20 protein-coding genes are annotated in these 25,653 nt (G+C 58.3%); 9 read left to right on the top strand and 11 right to left on the bottom strand.

The features are described 5' to 3' along the window. Nucleotides 1-186: 186 nt before the first annotated feature. A complete protein-coding gene (locus tag ABSG47_RS01780) occupies nucleotides 187-2,982 on the bottom strand; it encodes a M16 family metallopeptidase (RefSeq protein ID WP_424165594.1) in 2,796 nt (931 codons plus the stop codon). A 252-nt stretch (nucleotides 2,983-3,234) separates the two neighbouring features. Here ABSG47_RS01780 and ABSG47_RS01775 point away from each other — a divergent pair, with 252 nt between their 5' ends. Then, nucleotides 3,235-5,529: a DUF1800 domain-containing protein gene (locus ABSG47_RS01775; RefSeq protein WP_424165591.1), complete on the top strand. Its 2,295-nt coding sequence runs from the start codon at nucleotides 3,235-3,237 to the stop codon at nucleotides 5,527-5,529. A gap of 14 nt (nucleotides 5,530-5,543) precedes the next feature. Continuing rightward, nucleotides 5,544-6,788 (top strand): DUF1501 domain-containing protein, encoded by a 1,245-nt coding sequence (locus tag ABSG47_RS01770; RefSeq protein WP_424165588.1) that lies wholly within the window; start codon nucleotides 5,544-5,546, stop codon nucleotides 6,786-6,788. Nucleotides 6,789-6,803: 15 nt separating this feature from the next. Here the strand turns inward: ABSG47_RS01770 and ABSG47_RS01765 are convergent, their stop codons facing one another. The 6 genes from ABSG47_RS01765 to ABSG47_RS01740 all read right to left on the bottom strand — a co-directional run bounded on the left by ABSG47_RS01765 (nucleotide 6,804) and on the right by ABSG47_RS01740 (nucleotide 14,905). Then, complete coding sequence (locus ABSG47_RS01765; RefSeq protein ID WP_424165585.1) at nucleotides 6,804-7,211, bottom strand: putative toxin-antitoxin system toxin component, PIN family; 408 nt, start codon at nucleotides 7,209-7,211, stop codon at nucleotides 6,804-6,806. After that, the gene (locus ABSG47_RS01760) at nucleotides 7,211-7,462 is read right to left on the bottom strand and encodes a ribbon-helix-helix protein, CopG family (RefSeq protein WP_424165582.1); all 252 of its coding nucleotides are present in this window, start codon (nucleotides 7,460-7,462) and stop codon (nucleotides 7,211-7,213) included. Before ABSG47_RS01760 ends, ABSG47_RS01765 begins: the two co-directional genes overlap by 1 nt. 46 nt (nucleotides 7,463-7,508) lie before the next feature. Then, nucleotides 7,509-10,130 (bottom strand): ABC transporter permease, encoded by a 2,622-nt coding sequence (locus tag ABSG47_RS01755; RefSeq protein WP_424165579.1) that lies wholly within the window; start codon nucleotides 10,128-10,130, stop codon nucleotides 7,509-7,511. A gap of 41 nt (nucleotides 10,131-10,171) precedes the next feature. Beyond that, nucleotides 10,172-12,811 carry an ABC transporter permease gene (locus tag ABSG47_RS01750; RefSeq protein WP_424165576.1) on the bottom strand — a complete coding sequence of 880 codons (2,640 nt, stop codon included), beginning with the start codon at nucleotides 12,809-12,811 and terminating at the stop codon, nucleotides 10,172-10,174. A gap of 4 nt (nucleotides 12,812-12,815) precedes the next feature. Continuing rightward, entirely contained in the window at nucleotides 12,816-13,154 is a 339-nt protein-coding gene (locus tag ABSG47_RS01745; RefSeq protein ID WP_424165574.1) for a PadR family transcriptional regulator, read from the bottom strand. Nucleotides 13,155-13,357: 203 nt separating this feature from the next. Further along, nucleotides 13,358-14,905 carry a S10 family peptidase gene (locus tag ABSG47_RS01740; RefSeq protein WP_424165571.1) on the bottom strand — a complete coding sequence of 516 codons (1,548 nt, stop codon included), beginning with the start codon at nucleotides 14,903-14,905 and terminating at the stop codon, nucleotides 13,358-13,360. A 47-nt stretch (nucleotides 14,906-14,952) separates the two neighbouring features. On the opposite strand from ABSG47_RS01740, the gene ABSG47_RS01735 reads away from it, so the two are divergent. Together ABSG47_RS01735 and ABSG47_RS01730 are read left to right on the top strand one after the other, a co-directional pair. Then, complete coding sequence (locus ABSG47_RS01735; protein WP_424165568.1) at nucleotides 14,953-15,690, top strand: peptidylprolyl isomerase; 738 nt, start codon at nucleotides 14,953-14,955, stop codon at nucleotides 15,688-15,690. 46 nt (nucleotides 15,691-15,736) lie between these two features. Beyond that, nucleotides 15,737-16,267: a peptidylprolyl isomerase gene (locus ABSG47_RS01730; protein ID WP_424165566.1), complete on the top strand. Its 531-nt coding sequence runs from the start codon at nucleotides 15,737-15,739 to the stop codon at nucleotides 16,265-16,267. Nucleotides 16,268-16,505: 238 nt separating this feature from the next. On the opposite strand, the gene ABSG47_RS01725 is transcribed toward ABSG47_RS01730, so the two are convergent. From ABSG47_RS01725 to ABSG47_RS01715, 3 genes are all read right to left on the bottom strand, one after another. Beyond that, the gene (locus ABSG47_RS01725; protein WP_424165563.1) at nucleotides 16,506-17,108 is read right to left on the bottom strand and encodes a hypothetical protein; all 603 of its coding nucleotides are present in this window, start codon (nucleotides 17,106-17,108) and stop codon (nucleotides 16,506-16,508) included. Nucleotides 17,109-17,280: 172 nt separating this feature from the next. Continuing rightward, nucleotides 17,281-18,201, bottom strand: coding sequence for a carbohydrate kinase family protein (locus tag ABSG47_RS01720; protein WP_424165560.1), 921 nt, complete (start codon nucleotides 18,199-18,201; stop codon nucleotides 17,281-17,283). Between the two features lie 9 nt (nucleotides 18,202-18,210). Next, nucleotides 18,211-18,978 (bottom strand): class I SAM-dependent methyltransferase, encoded by a 768-nt coding sequence (locus tag ABSG47_RS01715; RefSeq protein WP_424165558.1) that lies wholly within the window; start codon nucleotides 18,976-18,978, stop codon nucleotides 18,211-18,213. Nucleotides 18,979-19,541: 563 nt separating this feature from the next. On the opposite strand from ABSG47_RS01715, the gene ABSG47_RS01710 reads away from it, so the two are divergent. From ABSG47_RS01710 to ABSG47_RS01700, 3 genes are all read left to right on the top strand, one after another. Then, nucleotides 19,542-20,483 carry a branched-chain amino acid transaminase gene (locus tag ABSG47_RS01710; RefSeq protein WP_424165556.1) on the top strand — a complete coding sequence of 314 codons (942 nt, stop codon included), beginning with the start codon at nucleotides 19,542-19,544 and terminating at the stop codon, nucleotides 20,481-20,483. A gap of 409 nt (nucleotides 20,484-20,892) precedes the next feature. After that, a complete protein-coding gene (locus tag ABSG47_RS01705; protein ID WP_424165553.1) occupies nucleotides 20,893-21,804 on the top strand; it encodes a dihydroorotate dehydrogenase in 912 nt (303 codons plus the stop codon). Between the two features lie 96 nt (nucleotides 21,805-21,900). Continuing rightward, nucleotides 21,901-22,293, top strand: a complete 393-nt coding sequence (locus tag ABSG47_RS01700) for a hypothetical protein (RefSeq protein WP_424165551.1) — start codon at nucleotides 21,901-21,903, stop codon at nucleotides 22,291-22,293. A gap of 129 nt (nucleotides 22,294-22,422) precedes the next feature. On the opposite strand, the gene ABSG47_RS01695 is transcribed toward ABSG47_RS01700, so the two are convergent. Beyond that, a complete protein-coding gene (locus ABSG47_RS01695; protein ID WP_424165548.1) occupies nucleotides 22,423-22,623 on the bottom strand; it encodes a hypothetical protein in 201 nt (66 codons plus the stop codon). A gap of 291 nt (nucleotides 22,624-22,914) precedes the next feature. On the opposite strand from ABSG47_RS01695, the gene ABSG47_RS01690 reads away from it, so the two are divergent. Both ABSG47_RS01690 and ABSG47_RS01685 read left to right on the top strand, forming a co-directional pair. Further along, nucleotides 22,915-23,577 carry a DUF305 domain-containing protein gene (locus tag ABSG47_RS01690; RefSeq protein ID WP_424165546.1) on the top strand — a complete coding sequence of 221 codons (663 nt, stop codon included), beginning with the start codon at nucleotides 22,915-22,917 and terminating at the stop codon, nucleotides 23,575-23,577. Next, the gene (locus tag ABSG47_RS01685) at nucleotides 23,574-25,613 is read left to right on the top strand and encodes an LVIVD repeat-containing protein (RefSeq protein WP_424165543.1); all 2,040 of its coding nucleotides are present in this window, start codon (nucleotides 23,574-23,576) and stop codon (nucleotides 25,611-25,613) included. The genes ABSG47_RS01690 and ABSG47_RS01685 overlap by 4 nt, the downstream gene beginning before the upstream one ends. The last annotated feature ends 40 nt before the right edge of the window (nucleotides 25,614-25,653 follow it).

Genomic DNA, 25,653 nt, shown 5'->3' with positions numbered 1-25,653 from the left:
CAAAGTCAGCCTGGCGGTTTTAACGAAGGGCCCGGGGCTGAAGCCCTCTTGAATACATTGGCCTTATTCGTGAGGCTGAAGCCTCACGCTCCCTCCGGAAAAGCGAAGATGGGGTTTTCATCAGGCTGTGCTGAAGCATCCAAAGGATGCTTCAGCTTTAGCTTAGTTCCCTTTCGTAGCTGCCGCTTACTTCTCGGTCCAGGTTTCTACTGGAGCCAGCTTCAGGTCCTTCAATCCACTTTCGATCTTTGATTTGTCTCCCACGGCGATTACCAGCATGTTTGCAGGTTTCACGTACTTAGCTGCGACCTGCTGGGCGTCGGCTGAAGTGACTGCTTCAAGCCGGGCCGGCAGCTTCTCGTAGTAATCGAGAGGCAGGCCGAAGGTCCACAGGTCCTGGATCTGGCCGTTGACGCCGTCTGCGCTTTCAAAGCTGCCCGGCATGGAGCGAATGATCGAGTCCTTGGCCATGCGGAGTTCTGTATCGGTCAGCGGCGTGGTGTGGATGCCCTCAAGTTCCTTGAATAATTCGTTTGTTGCAGGCGCCGTTACGTCGGTACGAACCTCCGCACCGGTGATGAACGGGCCAACTCCGCGATAGAACGAGTAAAACGAGAAGGCGCCATAGGTATAACCGTGCGCCTCACGCAGATTCATGTTGATACGCGAGGAAAAGAGGCCGCCGAGCATGGTATTCATCACTGTTGCGGCGGCATAATCGGGAGAATTCTTTTCGAGGCCGACGCCGAAGGCCAGCAATGCGGTCTGCGGCGAACCCGGCTTGTCTACGATGAAAATTTTGCGTTGCGGCAGTGCCGGAGGAGGCGGGAGCTTTGGCTGCATGGCCGCGGAGGTCCATTTTCCGAAGGCCTCTTCCGCCAGTGCGCGCGCTTCTGCCGGTGTTACGTCTCCCGTGATTTCAAGCAGGCTGCTTTTGGGACCATAATGGCTCGCGTAGAAGCCAGCAACCTGGTCGCGCGTCATGGCTTTGAGCGAATCCGATGTGCCGAGCGAGTCGTACGCATACGGATTCGATGTTCCATACAGATTCAGCGCGCCGGCGCGGAACGCCATTTGCACCGGGCTGTCCTCCTGCTGGAGCAAGGAAGTCAATCTCGCCGCGCGAGTCCGATCCAGATCCTTTGCCAGGAATGCCGGGCGCTCGGCTGATTCGGAGATGAGTTCCAGACCTCCGGGGAGATTGCGCTTGAGCACTGAGATATACATCAGGGCCGTATCGGAATCGCTTGCGGAAGAGAGATCCGTACCGAGCATTGCGGCGCGAATGGCAATTTCATCCGCCGAGCGTTTCGCCGTTCCCTCCGTCAGCATGGCTGCGGTCATGCCGGCGAGTCCCGGATGGTCCGCTGGATTCCCTGCTGCTCCGGCGAGCGTGACAAAGCGGGTGCTGACGATGGGAAGCTCATGCCGCTCCACGAGGTAGACGGTCATGCCATTGTCGAGCTTGAACACGTTCGGTTTGGGCAGAACGAGTGCGCGCTCCGGACCGGGCTTGGGAGCGGTTGCGCGCCATGCCTGGGCCTGCTCGAACTCCGCGGTGTGCGACGGGGTGATCTTCACGTTTGCGTCGGTATCGTCAGGGCTGCGAGGCACATCGTTCAGCACTTTTTTGCCGGGAACGCCGTAGACCACGACGCGCTGATCTTTGCCGAGCGTTTTGCCGGCGAGATCGCGCACGCTTGCAGGCGTTACCGCGTCATACCGCGCCAGATCTTTGGGCAGGTAGCCGGGGTCGCCCGTGTACTGGTTGTACTGGTTGAGCATGTCGGCAATGCCGCCGAAGCCTCCCAGGCGCTGCAGGCCGGAGATCATCTGCGTCTCCGTCACGTTGCGCGCAGCCTCGACCTCCGCAGCCGTCGGGCCGTTCTTCATAAAGTCATCGATGACCTTTTCGGCTTCCGCCTCAAGCTTTTCCGGCGTTACGTTCTGTTTTGCGATCATCTCGCAGACAAAATTTGAAGCCAGCGCCTCGGAATCGTTATAGCAATTGATGGATTGCGCGATTTGCTGCTTCAACACCAGTTCGCGATAGAGCCTGCTTGCCTTGCCTGAGCCCAGGATCAGCGATGCGATGCTTGCGTCCGCATCGCCGGGTTTATACGCAGGCGGCGCAAGCCATGCCAGCGTTACCTTGGGCAACTGCACGGCGTCCGCGACGGTTTTGCGGCGCTCGGATGTGATGGGGGGCGTTGTCACGGGAGTCAGGTCCACCTGCGGCCCTGCCGGAATGGGCCCAAAATACTTCTCAAGCAGCGGCTTGATGGTGGCCGGATCGTAGTCTCCGGCGATGGCGATGGTGGCATTGTTCGGCGTGTAGTACTGCGCAAAGAACTCGCGAATATCGGCAAGGCGCGCCGCTTCCACGTCTGCGTGAGAGCCCATCACATCCGCGTAATAGGGGTGCGTGGAGGGATAGAGCAGATGAAAGACCGTCTCATCGACAATTCCATAAGGACGACCCTCGACGCTCTGCCGCCGCTCGTTGCGCACCACGTCGCGCTGATTGGTCAGCTTGGCGCGATCCAGCGTATCGAGCAGGAATCCCATGCGGTCGCTCTCCAGCCAGAGCCCAAGTTCCAGCTCATTTGCCGGGAGCGTCTCGAAGTAATTGGTGCGGTCAAACGAGGTGGTGCCGTTGATGTCCGTTGCTCCGGCTGCTTCAAGATACTTGAAGTGCGCCTTCTCGCCGACGTGCTTTGAGCCTTCGAACATCATGTGCTCAAAGAGATGAGCGAATCCGGTTCGCCCGGCGCGCTCCTTGACCGGGCCGACGTGGTACCAGAGATCAACGGCCACGATGGGCAGCTTGTGGTCTTCATGCAGAATGACCTCAAGCCCGTTACTGAGCGTGTAGCGCTCATATTTGATTTCGGGAGCGGCTTCAGACGCAGCTAATGCCGCGACAGGAGCGATGAGCAGGCTTGCGCAGAGCAATGCAGGAATTGAGAGCAATTGACGCATGGAAATCTCCTTACCTATTTAACAAAGCCGGACAGAATCGGTTAACAACCCGGGCACGCACTTCAAAGCTGCATAGCCTCATCTGCCTGAAAACTGTCTGGAACAGTGCCCCAAAAGCATACATTGCCGGAGGGTACAAATAAATCCCTCTTTTTACAGGGCTTTGCGAAACTTCCCGCCGATAATAGCGTCACCATAAATGGAAGCCCGAGCCGCGATATAATCCGGCACATCTCGTTGCGGAGTACTGGAATGCAGCCCCCCGATCGCTTTGTTGCCCGCTCTATGGCCGCAGTTATGTGCCTCTGCCTCGGCGCTTCTACGCTGCCGCAGCCCGCATTGGCCGCTGCTCCTGCGGCTTTTGACCGCTCTGGGCTTTTGGATCGCTTCGCTGCGCGACCCGGCAAACTCACCTCCGATGAACGCATTCTGCATGCGCTTAATCGCTTTACTTTTGGACTTCGACCCGGCGATCTGAAGGCTGTCAAGGCTATGGGGCCTGGTTCTACGGGTCTCGACCGGTGGTTTGCCCAGCAGCTTCATCCAGGCTCCATGGACAACTCTGCTCTTCAGGCCCGGCTTGCGGAATATCCGGCCATGCAGTGGAGCAGCGAGGACATTCTGGCGCGCCTGCCGAGCGGCGCTGTCATCCGCCAGGTTATTGACGGCAAAGCTGCCATGCCAGCTTCCGGGGCTGTCCACACCGTGTATGTCAACCAGGTGGCCCGCGTTAGTTACAGACGCGAGCAGGACAAGCTGAAGCAGCAGACTACTGCGAATGCCACGCCAGCGACGAACGCCGCACCAGTTGCGAGTGCGATGGCATCGAATGCAATGTCTTCTGCCTCGGCGCAGCCGCCGCAGGCGGCCGCAAGCTCCATGAATGGAGTAGCTACAAATGGTCAGGCCGGCAGCGCACAAGGCGGCTCAGCGAATGCTATGGCGGTGCCCGGAGCATCTCCTGCGCAGCCCCAGCCCGCCGAAACGCTGATTGAACCTGGCTTTGTAGACTCCATTCTGGCTCTCCCGCCGAGCCAGCGCGTGCAGACCCTTACCGCGCTGCCCCAACCCCGCTTTGACGCATTTCTCAAGGCGCTGAAAGGCCCTCAGCGGGCCGCGCTCCTTGCCGGTCTTTCGCCCGATCTGAAAGAGACGGTCGGCGCGCTGGAGAATCCTGAGAAAGTGGTTGTGGATGAGCTTCTTTCACAGCGCCTGACCCGCGACATCTACTCCGAGGCTCAGCTTCAGGAAGTGATGACGGACTTCTGGTTCAACCACTTCAATGTTTATCTGCGCAAAGATGAGGCGACGCCTTACTATCTTGTCTCTTATGAGCGCGACGTCATCCGGCCGAACTCGCTCGGCAAGTTTGAAGACCTGCTGGAAGCCGTGGCACACAGCCCGGCGATGCTGCTTTATCTCGACAACTCATCGAGTACCGGTCCGGATTCGACTTCCGTTGAAAAGGCTACACAGGCCGCCGTCAAGAAAGGCAATAAAAAGTTCAAGCCGGAGGGGTTGAACGAGAACTACGCGCGTGAGCTAATGGAGCTGCACACGCTGGGCGTGAACGGCGGCTACAGCCAGGCGGATGTTATCCAGGCTGCGCGCATCCTTACCGGTTGGACCGTCGATCGTCCGCAGCGCGGCGGAGGGTTTAAGTATGACGCCAACCGTCATGAGCCAGGCACAAACAAGGTGATGGGCAAGAAGTTCAAGGACAAGGGCGAACAGGAAGGCCGCAACCTGCTGCACTTTCTTTCCACGCGTCCTGCTACCGCTAAGTTCATCTCGCGCAAGCTTGCGATTCGTTTTGTCTCCGACGATCCGCCGCAGTCGCTTGTGGATCGCATGGCCAAGACATTTCTGCACTCGGATGGCGACATTGCCGCGGTGCTTGAGACGCTGTATCGCTCGCCTGAGTTCTGGTCTTCGAACACGTATCGCGCGAAGATCAAGACTCCGCTTGAGTACGTGGTTTCAGCATCGCGCGCTTCCAACGCGAATATCGCAAATATGCAGCCGCTCATGAATGCTCTGCGCGATATGGGCATGCCGCTTTACGGATCGATTCCGCCTACGGGCTACAAATGGGACGCTGCTGATTGGGTCTCTACCGGCGCGCTGGTGAACCGCATGAACTTTGCGCTTTCGCTCACTGCTAACAAGCTCAATGGCATTACGACCAAGTGGCCGGAATCCGCGAGTGCGGTTCCGCAGTCTGCCACGCAGTCCGATGCGCCGAAGCCGTCGCCTGAATCCGAAGAGGCGCGTCTTGAATCGCTGCTCGTGGGTGGTGGAGTGAGCGAAACTACGCGCTCTGCCGTGCTGCAGCAGTTTACCGAACAGTCTGCACAGGTCCAACCCGCCGCGCCTGACATGGCGATGCAAGCCGACAAGCTCCGCACCGGCGGCAAGCAAGTAGTCGCAGTGCCTGCTGTCTTGAAGCCGCAGCCGAATCACCTGCCGCCAGCGTCCCCGATTGAAAAACAGGATCAGTTGCTCGCAGGTTTGCTCTTAGGTTCGCCAGAGTTCCAACGCCGATAAGGAGGCTCTCCCTCATGCAGATCAACCGCCGCTTCTTCCTCCATAAAGGCGCTCTCGCTCTTGCCGGAACCACGGCTATTCCGAATTTTCTTGTCCGGACTGTGATGGCGCAGACGGCAGCGGCTCCCAAGAAGCGTCTCGTCGTCGTCTTCCAGCGCGGCGCGGCAGATGGCCTCAACATTGTTGTTCCCTACCGCGAGCGCAACTACTACGCGATGCGGCCTTCCATCGCTGTGCCGCAGGATAAAGTGATCGATCTCGATGGCGCATTTGGCCTGCATCCATCGATGGGCGCGTTCAAGCCGCTTTACGATCAGGGGCATCTTGCCATTATTCATGCTGTCGGATCGCCTGACATGAGCCGGTCTCATTTTGACGCGCAGGATTTTATGGAATCAGGCACGCCCGGCGTGAAAAGCACCGATGATGGCTGGCTCAACCGCGCGCTGCAGGCCGAAGATTTGAGCCGGCGTTGCGCTGGAACCTGCGAGCATACGGCCTTCCGCGCGCTTGCGCTCAGTTCGGATGTTCCGCGTACGCTTGCCGGCAAGGTTCCTGCTATTGCGCTGAATAATGTGAACAACTTTTCTGTTGCAGGCCAGAAGCCGTCTCCCGCTGCTTCGGCCTTTGAAGCGATGTACGGCTCCAGCGGCGATCAGATTCTGCATGCAACGGGCGAAGAGACCTTTGATGCGGTCAAGATGTTGCGCGCCACAAATCCTGGCTCTTACAAGCCTTCCGCGGATTATCCCACTACCGATTTCGGCAACAGCATGAAGCAGATAGCGCAGCTTCTGAAAGCGAACCTTGGAGTGGAAGCTGCATTCACGGACATCAATGGCTGGGACACGCATCAGAATCAGGGCGCGGTCAACGGTCAGCTCTCAGACCGTCTGCGCGAGTTCTCGAATGCGATTGCGGCTTTCTGGAAAGACATGGGCGATCAGGCGGAAAACGTGACCGTTGTCACCATGTCCGAGTTTGGCCGTACTGCCAAGGAGAATGGCACCGGAGGCACCGACCACGGTCATGCGAATGTCATGTTCGTTCTGGGCGCGGAGGTGAAGGGCGGCAAGGTGCAAGGCAAGTGGCCCGGCCTTGAGCCTGAGCAGTTGAATGAAGGCCGCGATCTGGCGCTGACCACGGACTATCGGCAGGTTCTCAGCGAGATGGTTACGCATACGCTCGGCGCAAGCAACCTCGACCTCGTCTTCCCCGGCGCGCGGATGCAGCCGAACAGCTTCCTGAAGCTGGTGTGACGAGGAACTGAAGAATCAAAAACCGATATCGAGAGCGTCCACAAACGCGCGAACGTTCATGATCTCGATCCCGTCATAAGCGCCCAACCGCAACAGATGGCGGTCTCCGCTGACAATGCAGTTTGCCTGCCCCGCCAAAGCGCATTCTAAAACCCGGTCATCGTCGGGGTCATCCGCAACTATTGCAAGCGCAATCCGCGGAACGATGACTTGAGCGCTTTTTTCAAGCTTTGCTCGAATCAGATCGGCATCCATGCCTGTAATGCCGAACTTCAAACGCAACTTCTCATCCAGTTCATCCAACAAAGCCGGTGACGTGACCAGCGTAAACGCTTGCGTCAATGCCAGATCGAGAAATGCGCCCGGAAGGCCGCCAAACATCAGTGCAGAAATCAGAATATTTGTGTCCGCAACAACGCGCATTACTTTCGCCGTGCCTGTCGGAACTCATCTGAGAGGCGCTCCACATCGGCCTCATTCCGCATTCCCAGCGCCGCGCCTCGTGCCCGCGTCCGGCTCAGCAGCGCGTCCCACTCGCCATCGCCAGCCATGTAGCGCCGCAAAGCCTCACGGAAGAGCTCACTCATGGTGCGGTGCTCACGCTCTGCGCACGCTTGAGCCAGACTAAGCATATCCGGCGGTAGCGTAATCGAAATTGTCTTCGCCGTACGCATGACTATCATTGTATGTCATGGTCAGACAATGTCAAACAACATCCACTCACTCGGCGCGAAGCGCTTCAGTCGGATTGACAGAAGCAGCCCTGCGTGCGGGCAGAAAGCTGGCTGCCAAAGCTGAGACGGCGAGCACAACCATTACGCCGGCCAGAGTTGGCACGTCCCACGCCTCGACGCCAAAGAGCAGCTTACGCATCAGCATCGAAGCACCTACGGAGCACACCAGACCGAGAGCGAGCCCGACAGTCGTCAGCACCGCAGCTTGCCGCATGACCATTCCGTACACTGTGCCGCGCTGCGCGCCCAGAGCCATGCGAACGCCAATCTCCCGCGTGCGCTGGCTGACCGAGTAAGCAATCACGCCGTACAATCCGACTACGCTGAGCACCAGCGCTACAAGAGCAAAACCTGCTACAAGCCACGCCGAGGAACGGCGCAGATATGTGGAAGGTGCATCGTGGATCTTCTGATCCATGGTCATCGGATCGTAAATGGCCATGCCCTTGTCGATCTGGTGCAGAGCATCCGTCATGGCAGGAAGTACGGAGCGGTCATCCTGCGAAGTGCGTGCAAGCACAACAAAAGCCTCAAATGGGCTTTGATAAAACGAGGCGTAGGTTGCTCCGCGCGGGTTCGCGTCAAGCTGCCCTTCCTGAATGTCATTGATCACCCCAACAATCAGCCTGGCGTTCTTGTCATCGCTAAAGGATATGCGCTTGCCGACAGGGTCTTCGCCAGGGAAATACTTTTTCGCGATCGTCTGGTTTACGATCACAACCTTTGGCTTCGAATTGTCCTCGTCATCGGTGAAATAGCGTCCGCTGATCAGACGCGTCCTCAGCGTCGCCATATAACCCGCAGTCACATAGCGAACAGCGACTTCTTTATTCACGTTGTCGTTCGGCCGGCCAACGATATAAAAGGACGATGTCCAGTCCGCATCCTCGATAGGCATCTTCGTGGTAATGCCCACAGACTTGACGCCGGGCAACGCGCCCACGCGCGCAAGAACCTCTCGCGCAAGCGCCGCCCGCTGCTCGTCTTTCGAATACTTCTCGGGCGGCGCGTTCAGATGAACCGTCGCAATGTGGTCCGGTTCCATCCCGATATCGGCATGCAGCAGTTGATAGAAGCTCTTGCCCAGCAATCCTGCTCCGGCCAGCAGAACCATTGCCATGGCCAACTCCGCGATAACCATGTTGGCGCCGAATCGCCGCCACATGAGGCCCGCAGCGGTTCTGCCGCCTTCGCTTAGTCCTTCACGAATTGCGCTAAACCTGAACAGGACAAGCGGCGTGAAGGCAAAGAGCACACCGCAGAATGCAATCAGCGCGGAGGCGAAGACAAGCACGTGTGCATTCAGCCCCAGATCGCCCAGGAACGGCATGGAGGCCAGCATGTCCTTCGGTATCAAAAGCGCAAGCAGCCGCATTCCCTGCTGCGCCATCACGAGGCCTAACACTCCGCCGATTACGGCGAGCAACAATCCCTCGGTTATGAACTGCATTACGAGCCTTCGCGGAGAAGCGCCGAGCGCTCCACGCACCGCCATCTCACGCTTGCGGCTTTCGGCGCGCACCAGCAACAGGCTGGCAACGTTGACGCCTGCAATGAGCAGAAGAATTCCGGCACCGCTTAATACCGTCAGCAGAATGGGACGAATGTCGCCTACGATGCGTTCTGTGAGGGGCAGCATGAATGCGTTTTGATCGCGGTTGGAATCGGGATATAGCTTCTGAAGATTGTCAGCGATGGTTTTGATGTCCGCGAAGGCTGCGGCGAGGGTTACGCCATCCTTGAGCCGCGCCACGCCAAAGAGAGAATGACATCCGCGGCAGGTGTTGCCGGCCTTTTCAATGGGCCAGAACTCCGCGGGCTCAGCAGGGGCGAAGCTGAACTGGCGCGGCAGCACGCCAACGATGGTGTAGCTGTCTCCGTTGAGAGCCACTGACTGCCCCAGCACATTTGGATTGCCACCATAGCGCTGCTGCCATGTGGAGTAGCTGAGCAGTGCGGTGCGCGGAGTTTCCTGCTTGTCTTCTCCATCGTAAAAATCGCGGCCAAGAACAGGCTTGACGCCGAGCGTACGGAAGAAACCGGCACTCACCATCGAGCCGGTCACTTGACGCAATCCTTCGCCGGTCTTCATCATCATTGGCCCGGCATCATACACATCGAGCGAGCTGAAGACTTTGTTCTGGCGTTTCCAATCGAGGTAATCGGGATAAGAGAGATGGAAGCGCGGGCCAAGAGGAATGCTCTCAAAGAGCATGACCAGGCGATTGGGATCGGCATACGGCAGAGGCTTGATCAGCGCTGCATCCACAAATGCAAAGATGGCAACGCTGGAGGCAATGCCGAGCGAAAGAATGAGGATCGCGGTAAAGGCGAAGCCGGGGTTCTTCTTCCATTGCCGCAGTGCGAAATGCAAATCCTGAATGATGGTCTCCATACGAAATACCACGACCTCCTCGCTTTGTTCTCTCAATCGCGTTGTGTTTCCGAATCGCCGCATTGCGGCGTAGCGCGCTTCTTCCGATGGCATGCCTTCGTTCACAAACTCCTGCTCGGACTGCGCGCGATGAAACGCCATCTCTTCATCGAGATCGCTGCGGAAGCGGTTGCGCCCGAATAACATTGACAGCTTGCGAATCCAATCCGGCATTGCGTTTCTCCCAATCTTCAGGAAGTATCTTCGTTCCGGCACTACTCCGCCCGCAGCGCCTCCGTGGGATTCACGGAAGCTGCGCGCCACGCGGGAATAAAACTTGCGGCAAGCGCTGCCACGCCCAAAATCAACGCCACAGCCAACAACGTGGGTGCATCCCAGGCCTGCACGCCGAAGAGCAGCTTCTGCATCAACGTTGAAACTCCCACAGAACAAGCCAGCCCCAGCGCCAAGCCCGCGGCTGTGAGCCACGCTGCCTGTCGCATCACAAGCTTATAGACTGTGCTGCGTTGTGCTCCCAGCGCCATTCGCACACCGATCTCCCGCGTACGCTGGCTGACCGAGTACGCGATCACGCCGTACAAGCCTATGACGCCAAGCACTAACGCCAGTGCGGCGAAGATGCCCACAAGCCACATGGCGAATTTATGCAGCAAGGCCGTCTCCGAGCTATCAATCTGCTGCTCCATGGTCTGCTCGTCGTAAATGCCGAGGCCGGGTTCTACCTGGCGCAGCGTGTTCACCATCGTCGGCAGCAGCGCCTTCTCGTCTCCCGCGGTCCGCGCCGCTATGGTGAATCCGGTATCGGCGGAGCGATAGATGGCCTCATATTCCGCGGGCCATTGATCCTCCTGCAGGCCGCCTTCGCGCACATCGGAGATGACACCGACGATCTCGCGCATGGAGTCGGACGTAAGCTCTCCATTGCCGATCTTATGTCCGATGGGGTCTTCGCCGGGGAAGTACTTTTTCGCCAGCGACTCGTTGATGACGATGACTTGTGGATGCGATGCGTCGTCCTGCGCATTGATCATGCGGCCGCGGATAAGTTTCGCTTTGAGTGTGGCGAGATAGTTCGGGCTTACTTCGCGTTCGTCCACCTCATTGTGCTCGCCGTGGAAGGGCTTGCCGACAATGCGTATCCAGTCGGTGTCGCAATTGCACTGGACTGGCAGATCGGTTGTCATGCCTACCGACTGCACGCCGGGCAGCGCCATCAGCCTGCGCTCGATTTCAAGATAGAGCTGCCGGGTGTCATCGGGAGTTTTATATTTGCTGTCCGGCGCAATGACGTTCACGGTTGCCAGATGCGTTGGATCAAAGCCAGTTTCTACATGCAGCAGCCTGTAGAAGCTTCTGCCGAGCAGCCCTGCTCCCGCTAACAACACAACTGCGACCGTCAACTCAACTATTACAAGATTCGCGCCCAGACGCTGCCAGAATCTGCCTGCTGCGCCGCGCCCGCCTTCGCTCAAAGCATGCTGTAAATCTTTTTCCCCAAGACGCAGTGCCGGAGTAACGGCCAACATGAAGGCTGCAAGCGTGGCCACTGCGGCAGCGAAGATAATTGTGTGCGCGTTCAGCCCTGCGTGGCTCAAGAATGGCATTCCGTCTGCCATGGATTTTGGCACCAGCTTGCCCAGAAGCGCCATTGTCCATGCGGCCACAAGCAGACCCGCCGCACATCCAAAAGCTGTGAGCAGCAGACCCTCCGTTACAAACTGCCGGGCTAGCCGCGCCTTTGTTGCACCCAGCGCACCGCGCACGGCAATCTCGCGCCGTCTGCTCTCCGACCGCACCAGCAGCAGGCTTGCCACATTCACGCACGCAATAACGAGCAGCAACGCCGCGCCTCCCAGCAGCGTGAACAGAATGGGACGAATGTCACCGACGAAAGCTTCCGCGAGCGATTCGACGGCTGCGCTCTGTCCTTTGTTCGAGCTGGGATATTGCGCTTCCAGCTCGGCTGAGATGCGCTTGAAATCGGCGCGCGCGGCATCCACGCGAATGCCATCCCGCAGACGGCCTACACCCCAGAGATTGTGACAACTGCGTCGCTTCTCGCACCCGTTCTTGTCGAGCAGCGGAGTAAAAAACTCGGCATTGCCGCGCGGCTGCCAAACGAACTCGCGCGACAGCACGCCGACGATGGTGTAATTGTCGCCGCTCAAGTCGACGGACTGACCGATAACATCTTTGCGGCCACCAAAGCGCTTCTGCCATGTGCTGTACGGCAGCATGACGATCTTCGCGCGACCGGGTTGGTCTTCTCCGGGAAGAAAATCGCGGCCGAGAATCGGCTTGACGCCGAGAACGCGAAAGAAGCCGTCGCTGACGCGCAGCGCAGGCACGGGCTCAGTGGCCCCGCCCATGTGCAGCAGATAGCTCATGCCGCCGAAGGCCTCAAGCGAGCTGAGTGTTGTGTTGTAGCGCCTCCAGTCTTCGTAATCGGGACGCGAAATGTTGGAGCGCGGAAAGAGCGCTGAGCTCTCGGCAATGTCCACAAGCCGATTCGGCTGCGCGAATGGAAGAGGCTGAATCAGCGCCGCATCCACAAAGCCGAAGATAGCTACGCTCACGCCAATGCCGAGAGCCAGAATCAGCACGGCTGTCACGCCGAAGCCTGGATTTTTTCTGAGCTGGCGCAATGCGAAACCAAGATCCTGTATCACTGTCTCCATGCGAAATCCCACGGCCTCCTCACTCTGCTCTCTTAACCGTGTTGCATTGCCGAACTGCCGCATTGCGGCGTAGTACGCTTCTTTGGGCGACATGCCTTCGCTTACAAATTCGCGCTCGGACTGCGCGCGGTGAAACTCCATCTCCTCATCGAGTTCACTGCGGAAGCGTTTGCGCCGCGCGAGGAGCCTCAGCTTTGTGAAAAACCGACCCAACATTCGCTTACGCCTCCTCCGGCGCGGCCAACACACGGCCAATTGCCGCAATCATCCGCTCAAACTCGGAGATCTCCACACCCAGTTGCTTCCGCCCGGTTCGTGTCAGCGTATAGAAGCGCGCCCGGCGATTCGTCTCGCTCATCTTCCACTCGGCCTTCAGCCATCCGGCCAGCAGCAGCCGCTGCAGCGCGGGATAGAGCGAGCCTTCTTCCACCGTCAGCGCATCTTCAGAAAAACGCTTGATGGAAAGCGCAATGCCATAGCCGTGCAAAGGGCTGCGCGCCAGCGTTTTCAGGATGAGCATGTCAAGAGTGCCGGGAAGAAGGTCGGATTTTTTCGCCATGAGGCTATATATAGATTATCTATGGATAGAAAGTCAATGGCAGAGATCAGGGATCAGGGATCAGAGATCATGGATCAGGGGTCAGAACGATGCCGATTTGTGTATAAGTCCGGCATCTCATATTGCCGGCAATGAGAAGAGCTTCAGGGCAATCAGCCCCGAAGCTCTTTTCCGATCCCTGATCACTGAAGCCTGATCACTGTTTAGTGCTTTTCTATCATGTCCATCACGTCTTTACGCAGCGCCATCCTGCTTGTTTCGCGTGTGTAGAACATGTGACCGCCGGGATATTCCTTGACCGCAACGCGTGTCGGGTCGCCCATCACAGGCATCTCGTCCACGGTCAGCACCGATCCCATGAACGGGCAGGAGAGGTCGTTCCATCCATGCACAATCAGCACGCGCAGCTTGGGATCGGCCGCAACCGCCTCGCGCAGATCCGGCACTGAACCGCGACGCAGATCGTCGCCGCGATCCCACAACCGGCCCACCTCATAGGAGAGCGCGTTGTAGCGTGCATCGATCTTCCAGCCGACAATACGCGTGTCGAAATCCACCATCGCCGTGGTCAGCGGAGCTATGATGCTCGCCAGAATCGGATCGTTTGCGCGCTGGTCCGGCGCAAACGGAAACGGATCGAACGAGGTCACGTTCGAGTCGTAGACAGACCCCAGCTTGCCCTGTTCCCTGTGCGCCTCGCGAAGGTACGCGCTGGTGTCGAGGCGTCCGCCCGAGTACTTCACGAATGAGGGATCGAGCCCGGTCATCTCCGTCACTTTCTGAATCATCCGCTGCTGCCCAGCTTCATCCGAGCGGCCTTTCAGCAGCGCCGTCGCATACTCGCCGCGCGTGTAGGCAATTACTTCCGCCATTGCGTCGGGCGTGAGCTTATTTTCGCGCTCCAGATGCGCCGCTGAAATCGAAGGCAGTGTCATCATCCACGGCAGCGGCGACATATCCTCATAATCGTCCTGCCCCGGATTGAGATACGGCGAAACCAGAATGACGCCATTGAGCGCCACGCCAAGCTGCGACTGGAGATAATGCGTCACGCGCGGGCCGCGGAAGCCGCCGTAGCTTTCGCCAACGAAGTATTTGCGCGAGCCAAGCCGCGAATTCTCGACGAGCCAGTCATAGATAATCCGCGAGAGATACTGAATGTCCGGCGTGGTCGTATAGAACAGCTTCTTTGCCTGATCCTCCGGCACTTCCGAACGGCTGAAGCCCGTGCCGATGGGATCAATGAACACAAGGTCTGTAAAATCCAGCCACGTCCCTGGGTTATCGGTCATGGCTATAGGGTCCGATGGGCTATCTCCCTCATTGCCGGCGCTCATGTGCTTTGGCCCAATTGCGCCAAGATTCAGAAATACGGTCGATGCGCCAGGGCCGCCATTCATCGCAAAGGTCACGGGCCGGTTTTCGCCCGGCACCGTGTATGCGGTAACCACGACCTGGCCTGCGACCTTGCCATCCTTGTCTCGAACCGGCAGCGCGCCCACGGTTACCGTGTACTTCAGCGGCTTGCCGTTCAACTGAATCGTCTGCTCGGTGTGAGCCGCGGGAGGAAGCGGCGGCAATGCGGCTTTTTCACCCGCGGGCTTATCTGCCGGCTTTTCTCCCGGCCCTGCAGGGGCCTGCGCCTGCATGGCAAAACAACAACAAAGGCTCAAGACAGACGCGAGCATAGCGGCGCGCCCTACGTTCCAATGAAATCCGGAAATAGTCATGCGAATACAATACAGCTTCATACGTGGCTGGCACTCCCTCTGCTCGATGATTTACCCTGAAACACGGCATGAAACTTCGATTTGCCCTTCTGATACCAGCTCTCGCCGCGGTCTTTGCGACCTCGGCTTTCGCCCAGCAGTCTACGCCAACCGCACCTCCCGCGACTAAACCTGCTGCCACGGACGATCTGCCTGACGGCCCGCAGCCTACAGCCGCCGCGCTCACGCACCCCAACGGTCCCAGCGTGGTCATGGATACCTCCATGGGCCGCATCACCTGCCAGTTCTTCGAGCGGCAGGCGCCGAACGCCGTTGCGAACTTTATCGCCCTCGCCAACGGAACCAAGGACTGGGTCGATCCCAATACGCAGAAAAAGCAGCACAAAAAACGCTACTATGACGGCACCACCTTTCACCGTGTCATTCCTGAGTTCATGATTCAGGGCGGCGATCCGACCGGCACCGGCATGGGCGATCCCGGCTACACCTTTGATGATGAGCTGGACCCAAACCTGAACTTCGACGCGCCCGGCCGCCTGGCCATGGCTAACTCCGGCCCCAACACGAACGGCGGCCAGTTCTTTATCAATGAGCAGCCCTACGACTCGCTCAACCAGCACTACACCATCTTTGGCCAGTGCGATGCGTCCAGCCTCCTTGTGGTGAAAACCATTGCCCGCGTAGAGCGCGATAACAAGGACAAGCCCCTTCAACCTGTCATGCTGAACAAGGTCACCATCGTTCCTGAGGGCGAGCCGCTACCGCCCACGCCCGAACCGGTGGCTCAACCATCGGCTAAACAATAAGAGCGATTCAATCACAGATCGGCTTTCTCCAGAGAGGAAAAATTCCATGTCTCTATCCCCAGGTACCTACGCAAACTTCAACACATCGGAAGGTAAGATCGTCATCCGCCTCTTCGAGTCTGAAGCGCCCATTACCGTCAAGAACTTCATCGAGCTGGCAGAAGGCGGCAAGGAATGGACCCATCCCACGACGCACGAGAAGTCCAATAGAAAGCTTTACGACGGCACTGTCTTCCATCGCGTTATTCCCGACTTCATGATCCAGGGCGGCGACCCGACAGGCACCGGCATGGGCGGCCCAGGCTATCGCTTCCAGGATGAAACCAAAGGCTCGCCGCACCGCTTCGACAAGCCCGGCAAGCTGGCCATGGCGAACAGCGGCCCCAACACCAACGGCTGCCAGATCTTCATCACCGTTGCGGCCACGCCGTGGCTCACAGGCAACCACACCATCTTTGGAGAAGTGGTGGAAGGCGAGGAAATCGCCAATAAGATTTCTCTGGTGCCGCGCAACTCACAGGACAAGCCGCACAAGACCGTTGTGCTTGAATCGGTCACCATCGAGCGCGTCGCTTGATTTTTGCTCATGTATAAACAAAAGCCCCGGCACAAAACCGGGGCTTCAGATTGCTGACCAAGTCAGTCTGGCGGTTTTAAGTAAGGGCCCGGGGCTAACGCCCCTCTTGAATACATTGGCCTTATTCGTGAGGCTAAAGCCTCACGCTCCCTCCGGAAAAGCGATGATGAGGTTTTTCATCAGGCTGAGGCCCAGTTTGCTTCGGGGCTTTTGTTTGTGGCGAAGATCCGTGCAGCCGTTAAAACTTCCAGACCACGCCCGCATTCACTTTGCCGAAGAAATTCGGCAATCCGGGAACCCTGTACGGCACCGCAGCCTTCAAACTCTCAATCAGCGCCAGATTCTCATAGACAAAGTCGCCGCCTGTACGGATGGCAAACTGGCGGCTGACAGGCGTATCCACTCCTCCGCCCATTACAGTGACGAACGAGGCCGTCATGCCGAGGTGCGCATTGGGTCCCCAATTCTGGTTGATTCCCAAGTCGCCGCCCATCACTTCGCCGTACAGCGTCTCATGACCAAACTTGTGGCTATATTGAAAGCCGCCAAGAACGTAATACGCATTCTGCGGCGCGCCATAATTGTTTGCTCTGTACTGCGTGGTATCCATCTTGAAGCGCAGCCGCCCGTGCCACATTGTCGGAAAGGCAAACGAAAGCTCCCATCCATTCAGCGACTGCTGGAATCCCGGAACTCCGTTGAAGGTATTCGACTGGTAAGAATATCCCCCATAAAGCTGATAGTGCTCGGGGCCGCCTGACTCCTGGAGCACAGGCGCGAGCTGCGCATGCGCCAGTACGGAGAAACACAGCAATGCAAGGAATGCGCTGAAACGCCGCATAGAAATCCCCCGACCAAATCGGATTCAGGAAACCAGGCGGTGACGATCTAATCCATACGGAAAAACTACACAAACTACTTAATCTGGCTGGGCGTTATCTACCAGCACTGGAAAACCTGTTTATGACCACCTGGCTCTGCTATACGTAGGATGCATAATTGCGGCCCGGCGTTCAGCGCACGCTGGATTGGATTGCGATGTCGATGCCATCTCTGACGAAATCCGCCAACGAAGGCATTGCGCCCGACTGCGAGGCCACCCACGCGCCCCAGCGATTCCCTGCCTCATTGAGCACGGCCAGGCTTGCTCCGCGCAGAAGATAGTGCGTCATTGCAGCGGTAAATGCGTCTCCAGCGCCAATCGTATCGACCACATCCACGGCAATCCCCGGATGCTCATGCCAGCCATCGCGCGCCACAAGCATGCTGCCCTGGCCGCCTCGTGTAATCGCCACCAGGAGCAACCGGGGAAACTCATCCAGCAAGCGTTTCGATGCGCTCCGGAGATCGGTCTCCGCTTCCATGCCCAACAGACTTAAAACTGCAGGAACTTCCGCGTCGTTCATCTTTAAAACTGTCGCCAGCTCCAGCGATTCCTCGACCACTTCGCCGCTGTAGAACGGCGCGCGCAGGTTCACGTCAAAGATGCGAATGCAATCTTGCCGGGTCTGCGCGATCAGTTCCTGAATGGTCTGCTTTGAGGCAACACTTCTCTGCGCCAGCGAGCCAAAGCAAACCGCATCGGCTCTCTCCGCCAATCGAACCCACTGATCCGAAAGCGATAGAAAGTCCCAGGCCGCCGGCTGATGGATGGTGTATTCGGGCTGTCCGTCCTTGAGCGCGACCGTCACGAGGCCGGTCTCATGCTCGGCATCGATCTGAAGAAACTCCGTGTCGGCTGGCAGTTCATCGAAGGACTCGACAGCCTTGCGCCCCAGCTCATCGCGCCCGATGCGGCTCAGAATGGCCGCATGATTCCCAAGCCTTCCCGCCATCACGGTAAAGTTCGCCGGCGCGCCGCCCAGTCGCGGTCCCTCCGGCAGCAGGTCCCATAGCAACTCGCCAATGCCGAGAATCAAATGCGGTGCAGACATTCCGGCCCCTCAGTCTCCTGGCTGCCATCTCCAGATGGAGCAGTCTTCATAATTCATCGAAGCGTACTCCCCATCCGGCTGATTGGTCAGAATAGCGTGATCGGCCTTTGCATCGGCTGGCGACCGCTTCACCTGCCCTTGAAAGTAGCGTACAAATCCTTTTTGCTGCTGCAAAATGTGCTCCTGCTCATTGTTTACATAAAGCAGGTCGAGCTCGCCCGGCCTGTTCTGAAAGCTCCGCGCGCAGTGGCGCAGAAACCGCTGTATCACCACAGAGCCGAAAGGATTAAACAGAAACGCGACGCATGGTCCCCGCGGAAACGGAAATGTAGCCGCATCCGCCTGAGCCAGACGCACCGGAGACCGCAAGCGGTCGGCTTTGCGCCACACCGTCAGATTTTTCCGCGCGATGCGCATCAGCGCGGGGTGCATTTCCACACCGATGACGGCGCGAAACGGCATCTCCGCGGCCAGCAGCACAGCGCGCCCCATTCCCGCGCCGATGTCGATAAACGTGGTCTCTTCCAGCGGAAATGCCGGCCGCATTTGCCGCCACCGGCGCACCAGCGCGTAAAAGACTGAAGGCGCGATTCCGTAATACGCCGTGGTGTGCCGATCATGCGGGCTGCCCGTCTTGAGATGCCTTCCGGCCACAAGCCCGCTCGTTCGCACCCCGTGTTCCAGGTCGAACGGATGCGGCAGAAATCCATCTTTCTTGTTCAGGCCGGTGAGCCGCGGGCCGCGCTTCGGCTTCTCAATCGAACTCAACTTCCGCAAACTCAACTTCCGCCAAGCCTCTCTGGCAACAAAACTTTCCTGCATTTTAGCCGCCGGGGTACTGACAACTGTTTCACAGCAGCTCATCCTCATCTTGCCTGAAAGCTCCGGCCGATCCGTGAGTGAAGCCGATCTGTCTCATGAAAACAACCAGCCGGCATGCACGCGGCATCTAGCCGATCACATGGAAAGTGAGGGCCTTATGTCATCTCAGACAAAGAAATGTGGTAACGCAGCCTGTACCTGTACCGTATCGGACAGCAAGTCCAAGTATTGCAGCGCGCATTGCGAAGGCATGGCAGACAGGGTCGAACTGATGTGCGTCTGTGGTCATACCAGTTGCGGCGCAACCGCAAGCGTCTCCGCGCCTGTGGAACCGGCGCAATCGCCGTCGCAGCCACCGATCTGAACCGGTTCCGAAAATGGGAATGCCGCTCATCCTATCGCGGGCATAGGCTGTCACGGTTCCTCGCCATGAGGAAGGAGTGACATGTGTGCCCTTGGCGCGATACGCTTGTGGGGTATCCGCATGAACTGCGCGGTGCAAGGAGCAGAACCTCTCCATGCCTATTCAGAGCACCAGCAAAATCTGGCATAACGGCCACCTCATCCCATGGGAGCAGGCCACACTTCACGTCATGAGCCACGTTGTTCACTATGGCTCCAGCGTCTTTGAAGGTATTCGTTGCTATGGACAGCCCCAGGGCGGAGCGATCTTCCGCCTGCCTGAGCACATGCAGCGCCTCATTGACTCCGCCAAGATCTACCGCATGGAAATACCCTACACGCTCGACGAGCTGTGCGCGGCAGTCGTGGACGTGACCGAAGCCAACAACGTGTCGCCGAGCTACATCCGGCCCATCGTTCTGCGCGGCTACGGCGAAATGGGCGTCAACCCCAAGGGCTCGCCCATTGAGGTTTATGTCGCCAACTTTCCGTGGGGCAAATACATGCCCGGCCACGGCGGCGCGGATGTTTGTGTCTCCAGTTGGAACCGTCTTGCCCCGAACACCATGCCCACGCTCGCCAAAGCCGGTGCGAACTACATGAACTCGCAGCTCATCCGCATGGAAGCCGATATCAACGGCTACGCGGAGGGAATCGGCCTGGACGTGAACGGCCTTGTCAGCGAAGGGTCGGGCGAGAACATCTTCCTCGTCCGCAACGGCGTTCTCTACACGCCGCCGCTGGCGAACTCCGCGCTCTCCGGCATCACGCGCGACTCCGTTCTCACCATCGCGCGCCATCTGGGCCTTACCGTCACGGAGCAGTCGGTTCCCCGCGAGCTGCTTTACATCGCCGACGAAGTCTTCTTCACCGGCACGGCCGCGGAGGTCTCGCCCATCCGCTCGGTTGACCGCATCCTCATTGGAAACGGCGAGCCCGGCGAGATCACCAGGCAGATTGCCGATGAGTTCTTCGGCATTGCCAACGGCCTCAAGCCCGACCGCTTCGGCTGGCTCACGCACGTCAAAGTGGCCGCGCCGGAGACGGTAACGGCATAGCTGCAAATTCACATTGCAACAAGACGGGCGGCCTCTCCGGCCGCCTGTTTTCTTTTGCGTCAAAGATAAAGATCCATGCTCCCAGCCTGGAACCCATTCAGCGCCGCAGCCTGATTCTTTGTCATCGGATTTATGCAATTCAGTTCCCGCTTCCTTTGCGTACTGATGCGTACAAAGTCAGCTCCGTTGCAGACGAACGATACGATCTCGCGGGCGTCAATCGGCCATCGGCTGCCGTGTGCTGCGTCCTCACGGAAGCCATCAAGCCGATTCAGGTCCAGTAAACTGTACAGGGATCAGGGTTCAGGGATCAGGGTTCAGTAAAAACAAATGCTCCGTCATCTACTTTTGTCTTTCTGATCCCTGATCCCTGACCTCTGAACCCTGACCTCTGCCCATGAAGCCAGATATGAAAGTTCAGTTGGCCGGCATCGAGCTGGCCAACCCCGTCATCGCCGCCAGCGGCACCTTTGGCTATGGCATCGAGTTTGAGGAGATGGTCTCGCTCGAACGCCTGGGCGGCTTTGTCACCAAGGGCATCTCGCTTGAGCCCATGACGGGCCACGCCGCTCCGCGCATTATTCAAACAGCCGCCGGCATGATGAACGCTATCGGCCTGCAGAACATTGGCGTCGATGCCTTCATCGCGGAAAGGCTCCCCGCGCTCAGCCGCTACCCGGCCTGCAATATCTTCGTCAATGTCTTCGGCTACACCGTGGGCGAGTACATCAGCGTCATTCAAAAACTCAACGAGGCGGAAAAGATCGCCGCCTACGAGCTCAATGTGTCCTGCCCCAACGTCCACGCCGGCGGCATGAGCTTCGGCGCCGATCCGGGCTCGCTTGAATACCTCGTCTCATCCGCGCGTTCGGCCACCAGTCGCCCGCTCATCGTCAAGCTCTCGCCGAACGTCACTTCCATTGCGGAGATGGCCCGCATTGCAGCCAACTCCGGCGCGGACGCCATCTCGCTCGTCAACACCTTTCTCTCGTTGTCGATCGATATAGAAACCCGCAAACCGCGACTCACCAACACCACGGGCGGGCTTTCCGGCCCGGCTATCAAGCCTATCGCCGTCCGCATGGTGTATGAGACGGCCCGCGCCGTAAATGTCCCTGTCATCGGCATGGGTGGAATCATGACGCCGGAGGACGCGGTGGAATTCATGCTCGCCGGAGCCACAGCCGTGCAGGTCGGCACAGCCAGCTATGCCGATCCCCGCGCTACTGAGCGCATCGCCAAGGGGCTGGAATCGTGGTGCCGTAGCCATCACGTGGAGAAGGTTGCAAGCCTGACGGGTTCTGTCGATATAACGAAGTAAAAACGGGGCGAATTCGGACGATTCCGCTATGCATGACTTGCAGGTTAACGTGTTCTCACACGGCAACTTGAAGCTTTTCAATCCATGAGGTGAATCATGCGCAGGGCCTTGGTTGTTTTGACTGTCTTTTTCTTTTCGGTAAGTCTCTACGGCCAGAAGGTGCGATTTGGGCAGGAACTGCCGTCCGTAGAGCCGGGCGTAGATTACCCAATCAAGGCGCATATCTATGCCGTGCATCTTCGTACGGAGTGCATGCAGGCACCATGTATAGACGTCTTGTATTCGGATGCACTCGTGAATGGTGAGAAACTCGAATTCAGGAGCAATAGCTATAGCTCTCTGACGATTCCGTTGGGAGATTACCGCGCACGCATCGTAAAAGCCAAAACCACTTCCGCATCAAGCCCAGGTAAGATCGGCGATACATACGAACTGGTAGTTCAGGGAAACAAGACGCTCCTTTGCGTAGTCACAGGAATCGCTGAATAATTTAGTCGCATATAATCCAGCCTCCAAACAAGACCAAATAGGTCTGAGTTATCGCTTAAAACAAAAATCTCCAGCAGGGCTAAACCAGCGCCCTGTTGGGGATTTTCTCAAATACTCTTCGTTCTACTCTTACGCCGCTGCCTGGAAGCCGTTGCAGCCGCTGATCGGCGTGACCAGCAAATGCAGGGGCACCAGTTGGGGATGGCCGCAGGTTTCCACCAGGCTCTCAGGAGCCTGATGTGAAGAGCGGATTGAAACCAGCTTGTCGTCGCTGTGACCTTCACCGAAGTGGGTACAGAGTCCGCATTGCCCGTCTTGAATCTCTGACATGATTCCTTCCCTCCTGATCGGTCGTTCTTACCTGCCCAGATATGATGATCAAATTTCTCCTGAAGATCAAGCCGGAGATAAAAATTCTTTCCATCGGCCTCCCAGGGATTCCTTATCCGATATCCATTGCCATTCCCTGCCGCGCGGTAATATAGTCATCCAAATACTCTGTGCACGACTGCAAGATCGCTCCCCGCAGTTGCAAGTTTCGCTTTCGAGAACGACCTGACCCGGCCCGCAGCCCGTCCGCATGGCCCCAAATGCACAGTCTCATGTTTGGAGAATCGTTTGTTGTCCCGCAAACTTTGTCCCGTCTTCGCCGTTTCAGCTCTCACGCTCTGTAGTCTCGCCGCGCTCGCGCAACAATCTTCGCCTCCACCGGCAATCGTCCAGCCAGGCGCGCCCGGCGCCTCAAACAAGTCCCTCACACCCACCGCCGCCAACGCCGGCGAAGCACCCAGAGCCCCATCCAAAGCAGACGCCGATTTCATGCAGGGCATGATCATGCACCACAACCAGGCCGTGCAAATGACCGAGATGCTGAAGACCCGCACCCAGGACCCAGCCATCCAGGAACTCGGGCACAAAATCGACGTCTCCCAGACCGATGAAATGCGCTGGATGAAGCAGTGGCTTACGGATCGCAGTCTGCCGATTGACCCCATGGCCGGCATGGATATGAAAGACATGAAGATGGACATGCCCTTGATGCCCGGCATGCTCACCGCTGCTCAAATGGAGGCTCTGCGCAAAGCCTCCGGCCCCGAGTTCGACCATCTCTTTCTCACCGGAATGATCCAGCACCACTCCGGCGCACTGCAAATGGTCAAAGAGCTTTTCGCCAACCCTGGCGCAGGCCAGGATCCCCAATTATTCGATTTCGCCAATGACGTCGACAACACCCAGCAGGCTGAAATCGACATCATGCGTCACATGCTGAAGGAGAGACAATGAGCTTCACTGCTTCCCTATTCGCCACACGCAAACTGACTCTAATCGCACTAGCCACGGCCGGTTTTTCTGCCGGGCTGGCCGCGCAGGGCCCAACACCCTCCACGCCTCCAGCGGCTAAAACCCCTCCCATTCCGCCGAGCGTTTACGTGAATCCCCGCTCCGATAGCAGCGATCCGCGCGTGGGCCTCAAGGGCGGACTTTATGACGCAGCTACTGCCATCCAGGGCATGGAACTCGTGCTCACTACGCCCAAGCCCGCCGGCTTTGCGCCGGATGTCGACTCCATCAAGGCCGTAGACGCCACGCCCGCTCCGCCGCCCGTCGATCCCGACGCCCCGCGCCAGCGCGGCATGATGATGCAGGCGCCCAGCGGGCCGCGCGCCAACTACGGCGGCACCAACTCCGACCTGGCATTCAACTCGAAGTACCTCTTCAACGGCAATTACAACGGCATCAACATCTATGACATCTCCAACCCGTCGCACATGACGCTTGTCACGTCGATCATCTGCCCCGGCGGCCAGGGCGATGTCTCTGTCTACAAGAATCTGCTCTTCATGTCTGTGGAAGCCGCCAACGGCCGCATGGATTGCGGCACCCAGGGCTTTCCGACATCCGAACCCGCGCCTAAGCCGCCTGTACCCACGGGAGACGCCGAAAAGGACGCCGCTGCCCGCCGCGAGTTCATCATGCGCATGCAGCCCCCGCCCAGCAAGGACCGCGTGAAGGGCGTCCGCATCTTCGATATTTCGGACATCAAGAACCCCAGGCAGGTGGTCGATGTGCAGACCTGCCGCGGCTCGCACACGCACACGCTGGTTGTCGATCCCAAGGACAAGGACAACGTCTACGTCTACGTTGCCGGCTCTGCCGGTGTACGCCCGGCAGACGAGCTTGCAGGCTGCTCCGGCGGCGATCCTGGCAAGGACCCCACGACGGCGCTCTTTACCATCGTCGTTATCCAGGTGCCGCTGGCGCATCCTGAGCAGGCCAAGGTCGTCAACAGCCCGTACATCTTCTCCGATCCTCAAAGCGGCGACGTGAACGGCCTCTGGAAGGGCGGAAACCACGGCGATGGAACGCAGACCACCTCGGCCACACGCGGCTGCCATGACATTACCGTTTACTCCTGGCTCGGCGTGGCCGGTGGCGCGTGCTCCGGTAACGGCATCCTGCTCGACATCTCCGACGTTGTGCATCCCAAGCGTCTGGATGCCGTCACCGATCCCAACTACTCGTTCTGGCACTCGGCTAACTTCTCGAATGACGGCAAGACCGTACTCTTCACCGATGAGTGGGGCGGCGGCGGCCAACCTCGCTGCCGCGCATCTGACCCCATGGCGTGGGGCGCGGACGCCATCTTCACTATCACCCCGGACAAGAAGCTGAAGCTTGACGCTTACTACAAGATGCCCGCGCCGCAAACCGACAAGGAAAACTGCGTCGCGCACAACGGCTCCATGATTCCCATCCCTGGCCGCAACATCGAAGTGCAGTCCTGGTACCAGGGCGGCGTCTCCCTCATGGATTATACCGATCCCACACATCCCTTCGAGATCGGCTACTTTGACCGTGGCCCGGTCGATGACAGCCGTCCCGCCATGGGCGGCCAGTGGTCCACCTACTACTACAACGGCTATATCTACGGCTCTGAGATCGCTCGCGGTACGGACGTTCTCAAGCTCGTCCCGACGAAATACATCACGCAGGCTGAAATCGACGCCGCCGGCCAGGTCTATCTGCCTGAACTCAACGTTCAGGATCAGCCGCATATCGAGTATCCGGAAAACTTCGTCACGGCGAAGGCTTATCTCGATCAGCTCGCCCGCGGTGAGAGCCTTTCGGCGGACAAGATTGCGGCGATCAAGGCCAACATCGATGCCAAGAATGGAAAGAAGCTGAAGGGCGATGCCAAGACGGCAGAGAAGGCCGCTGAAACGGCGAAAACCCCCGCCGATGCCGACCGCCTCAAGGCCCTCGCCAAAATTCTCTCCAACCCCAAAGCCGCTGAAGCCGCACCCAAAACCGGCATGTAACCTCCACTCAAGTTGGCGCGATATTTGTCGTGCCGGCAAA

It is taken from the genome of Occallatibacter sp. (assembly GCF_049510455.1).
Classification (GTDB): domain Bacteria; phylum Acidobacteriota; class Terriglobia; order Terriglobales; family Acidobacteriaceae; genus Telmatobacter.
The sequence above is the reverse complement of the archived record's forward strand: the minus strand, read 5'-3'. Positions and strand labels throughout refer to the sequence as shown.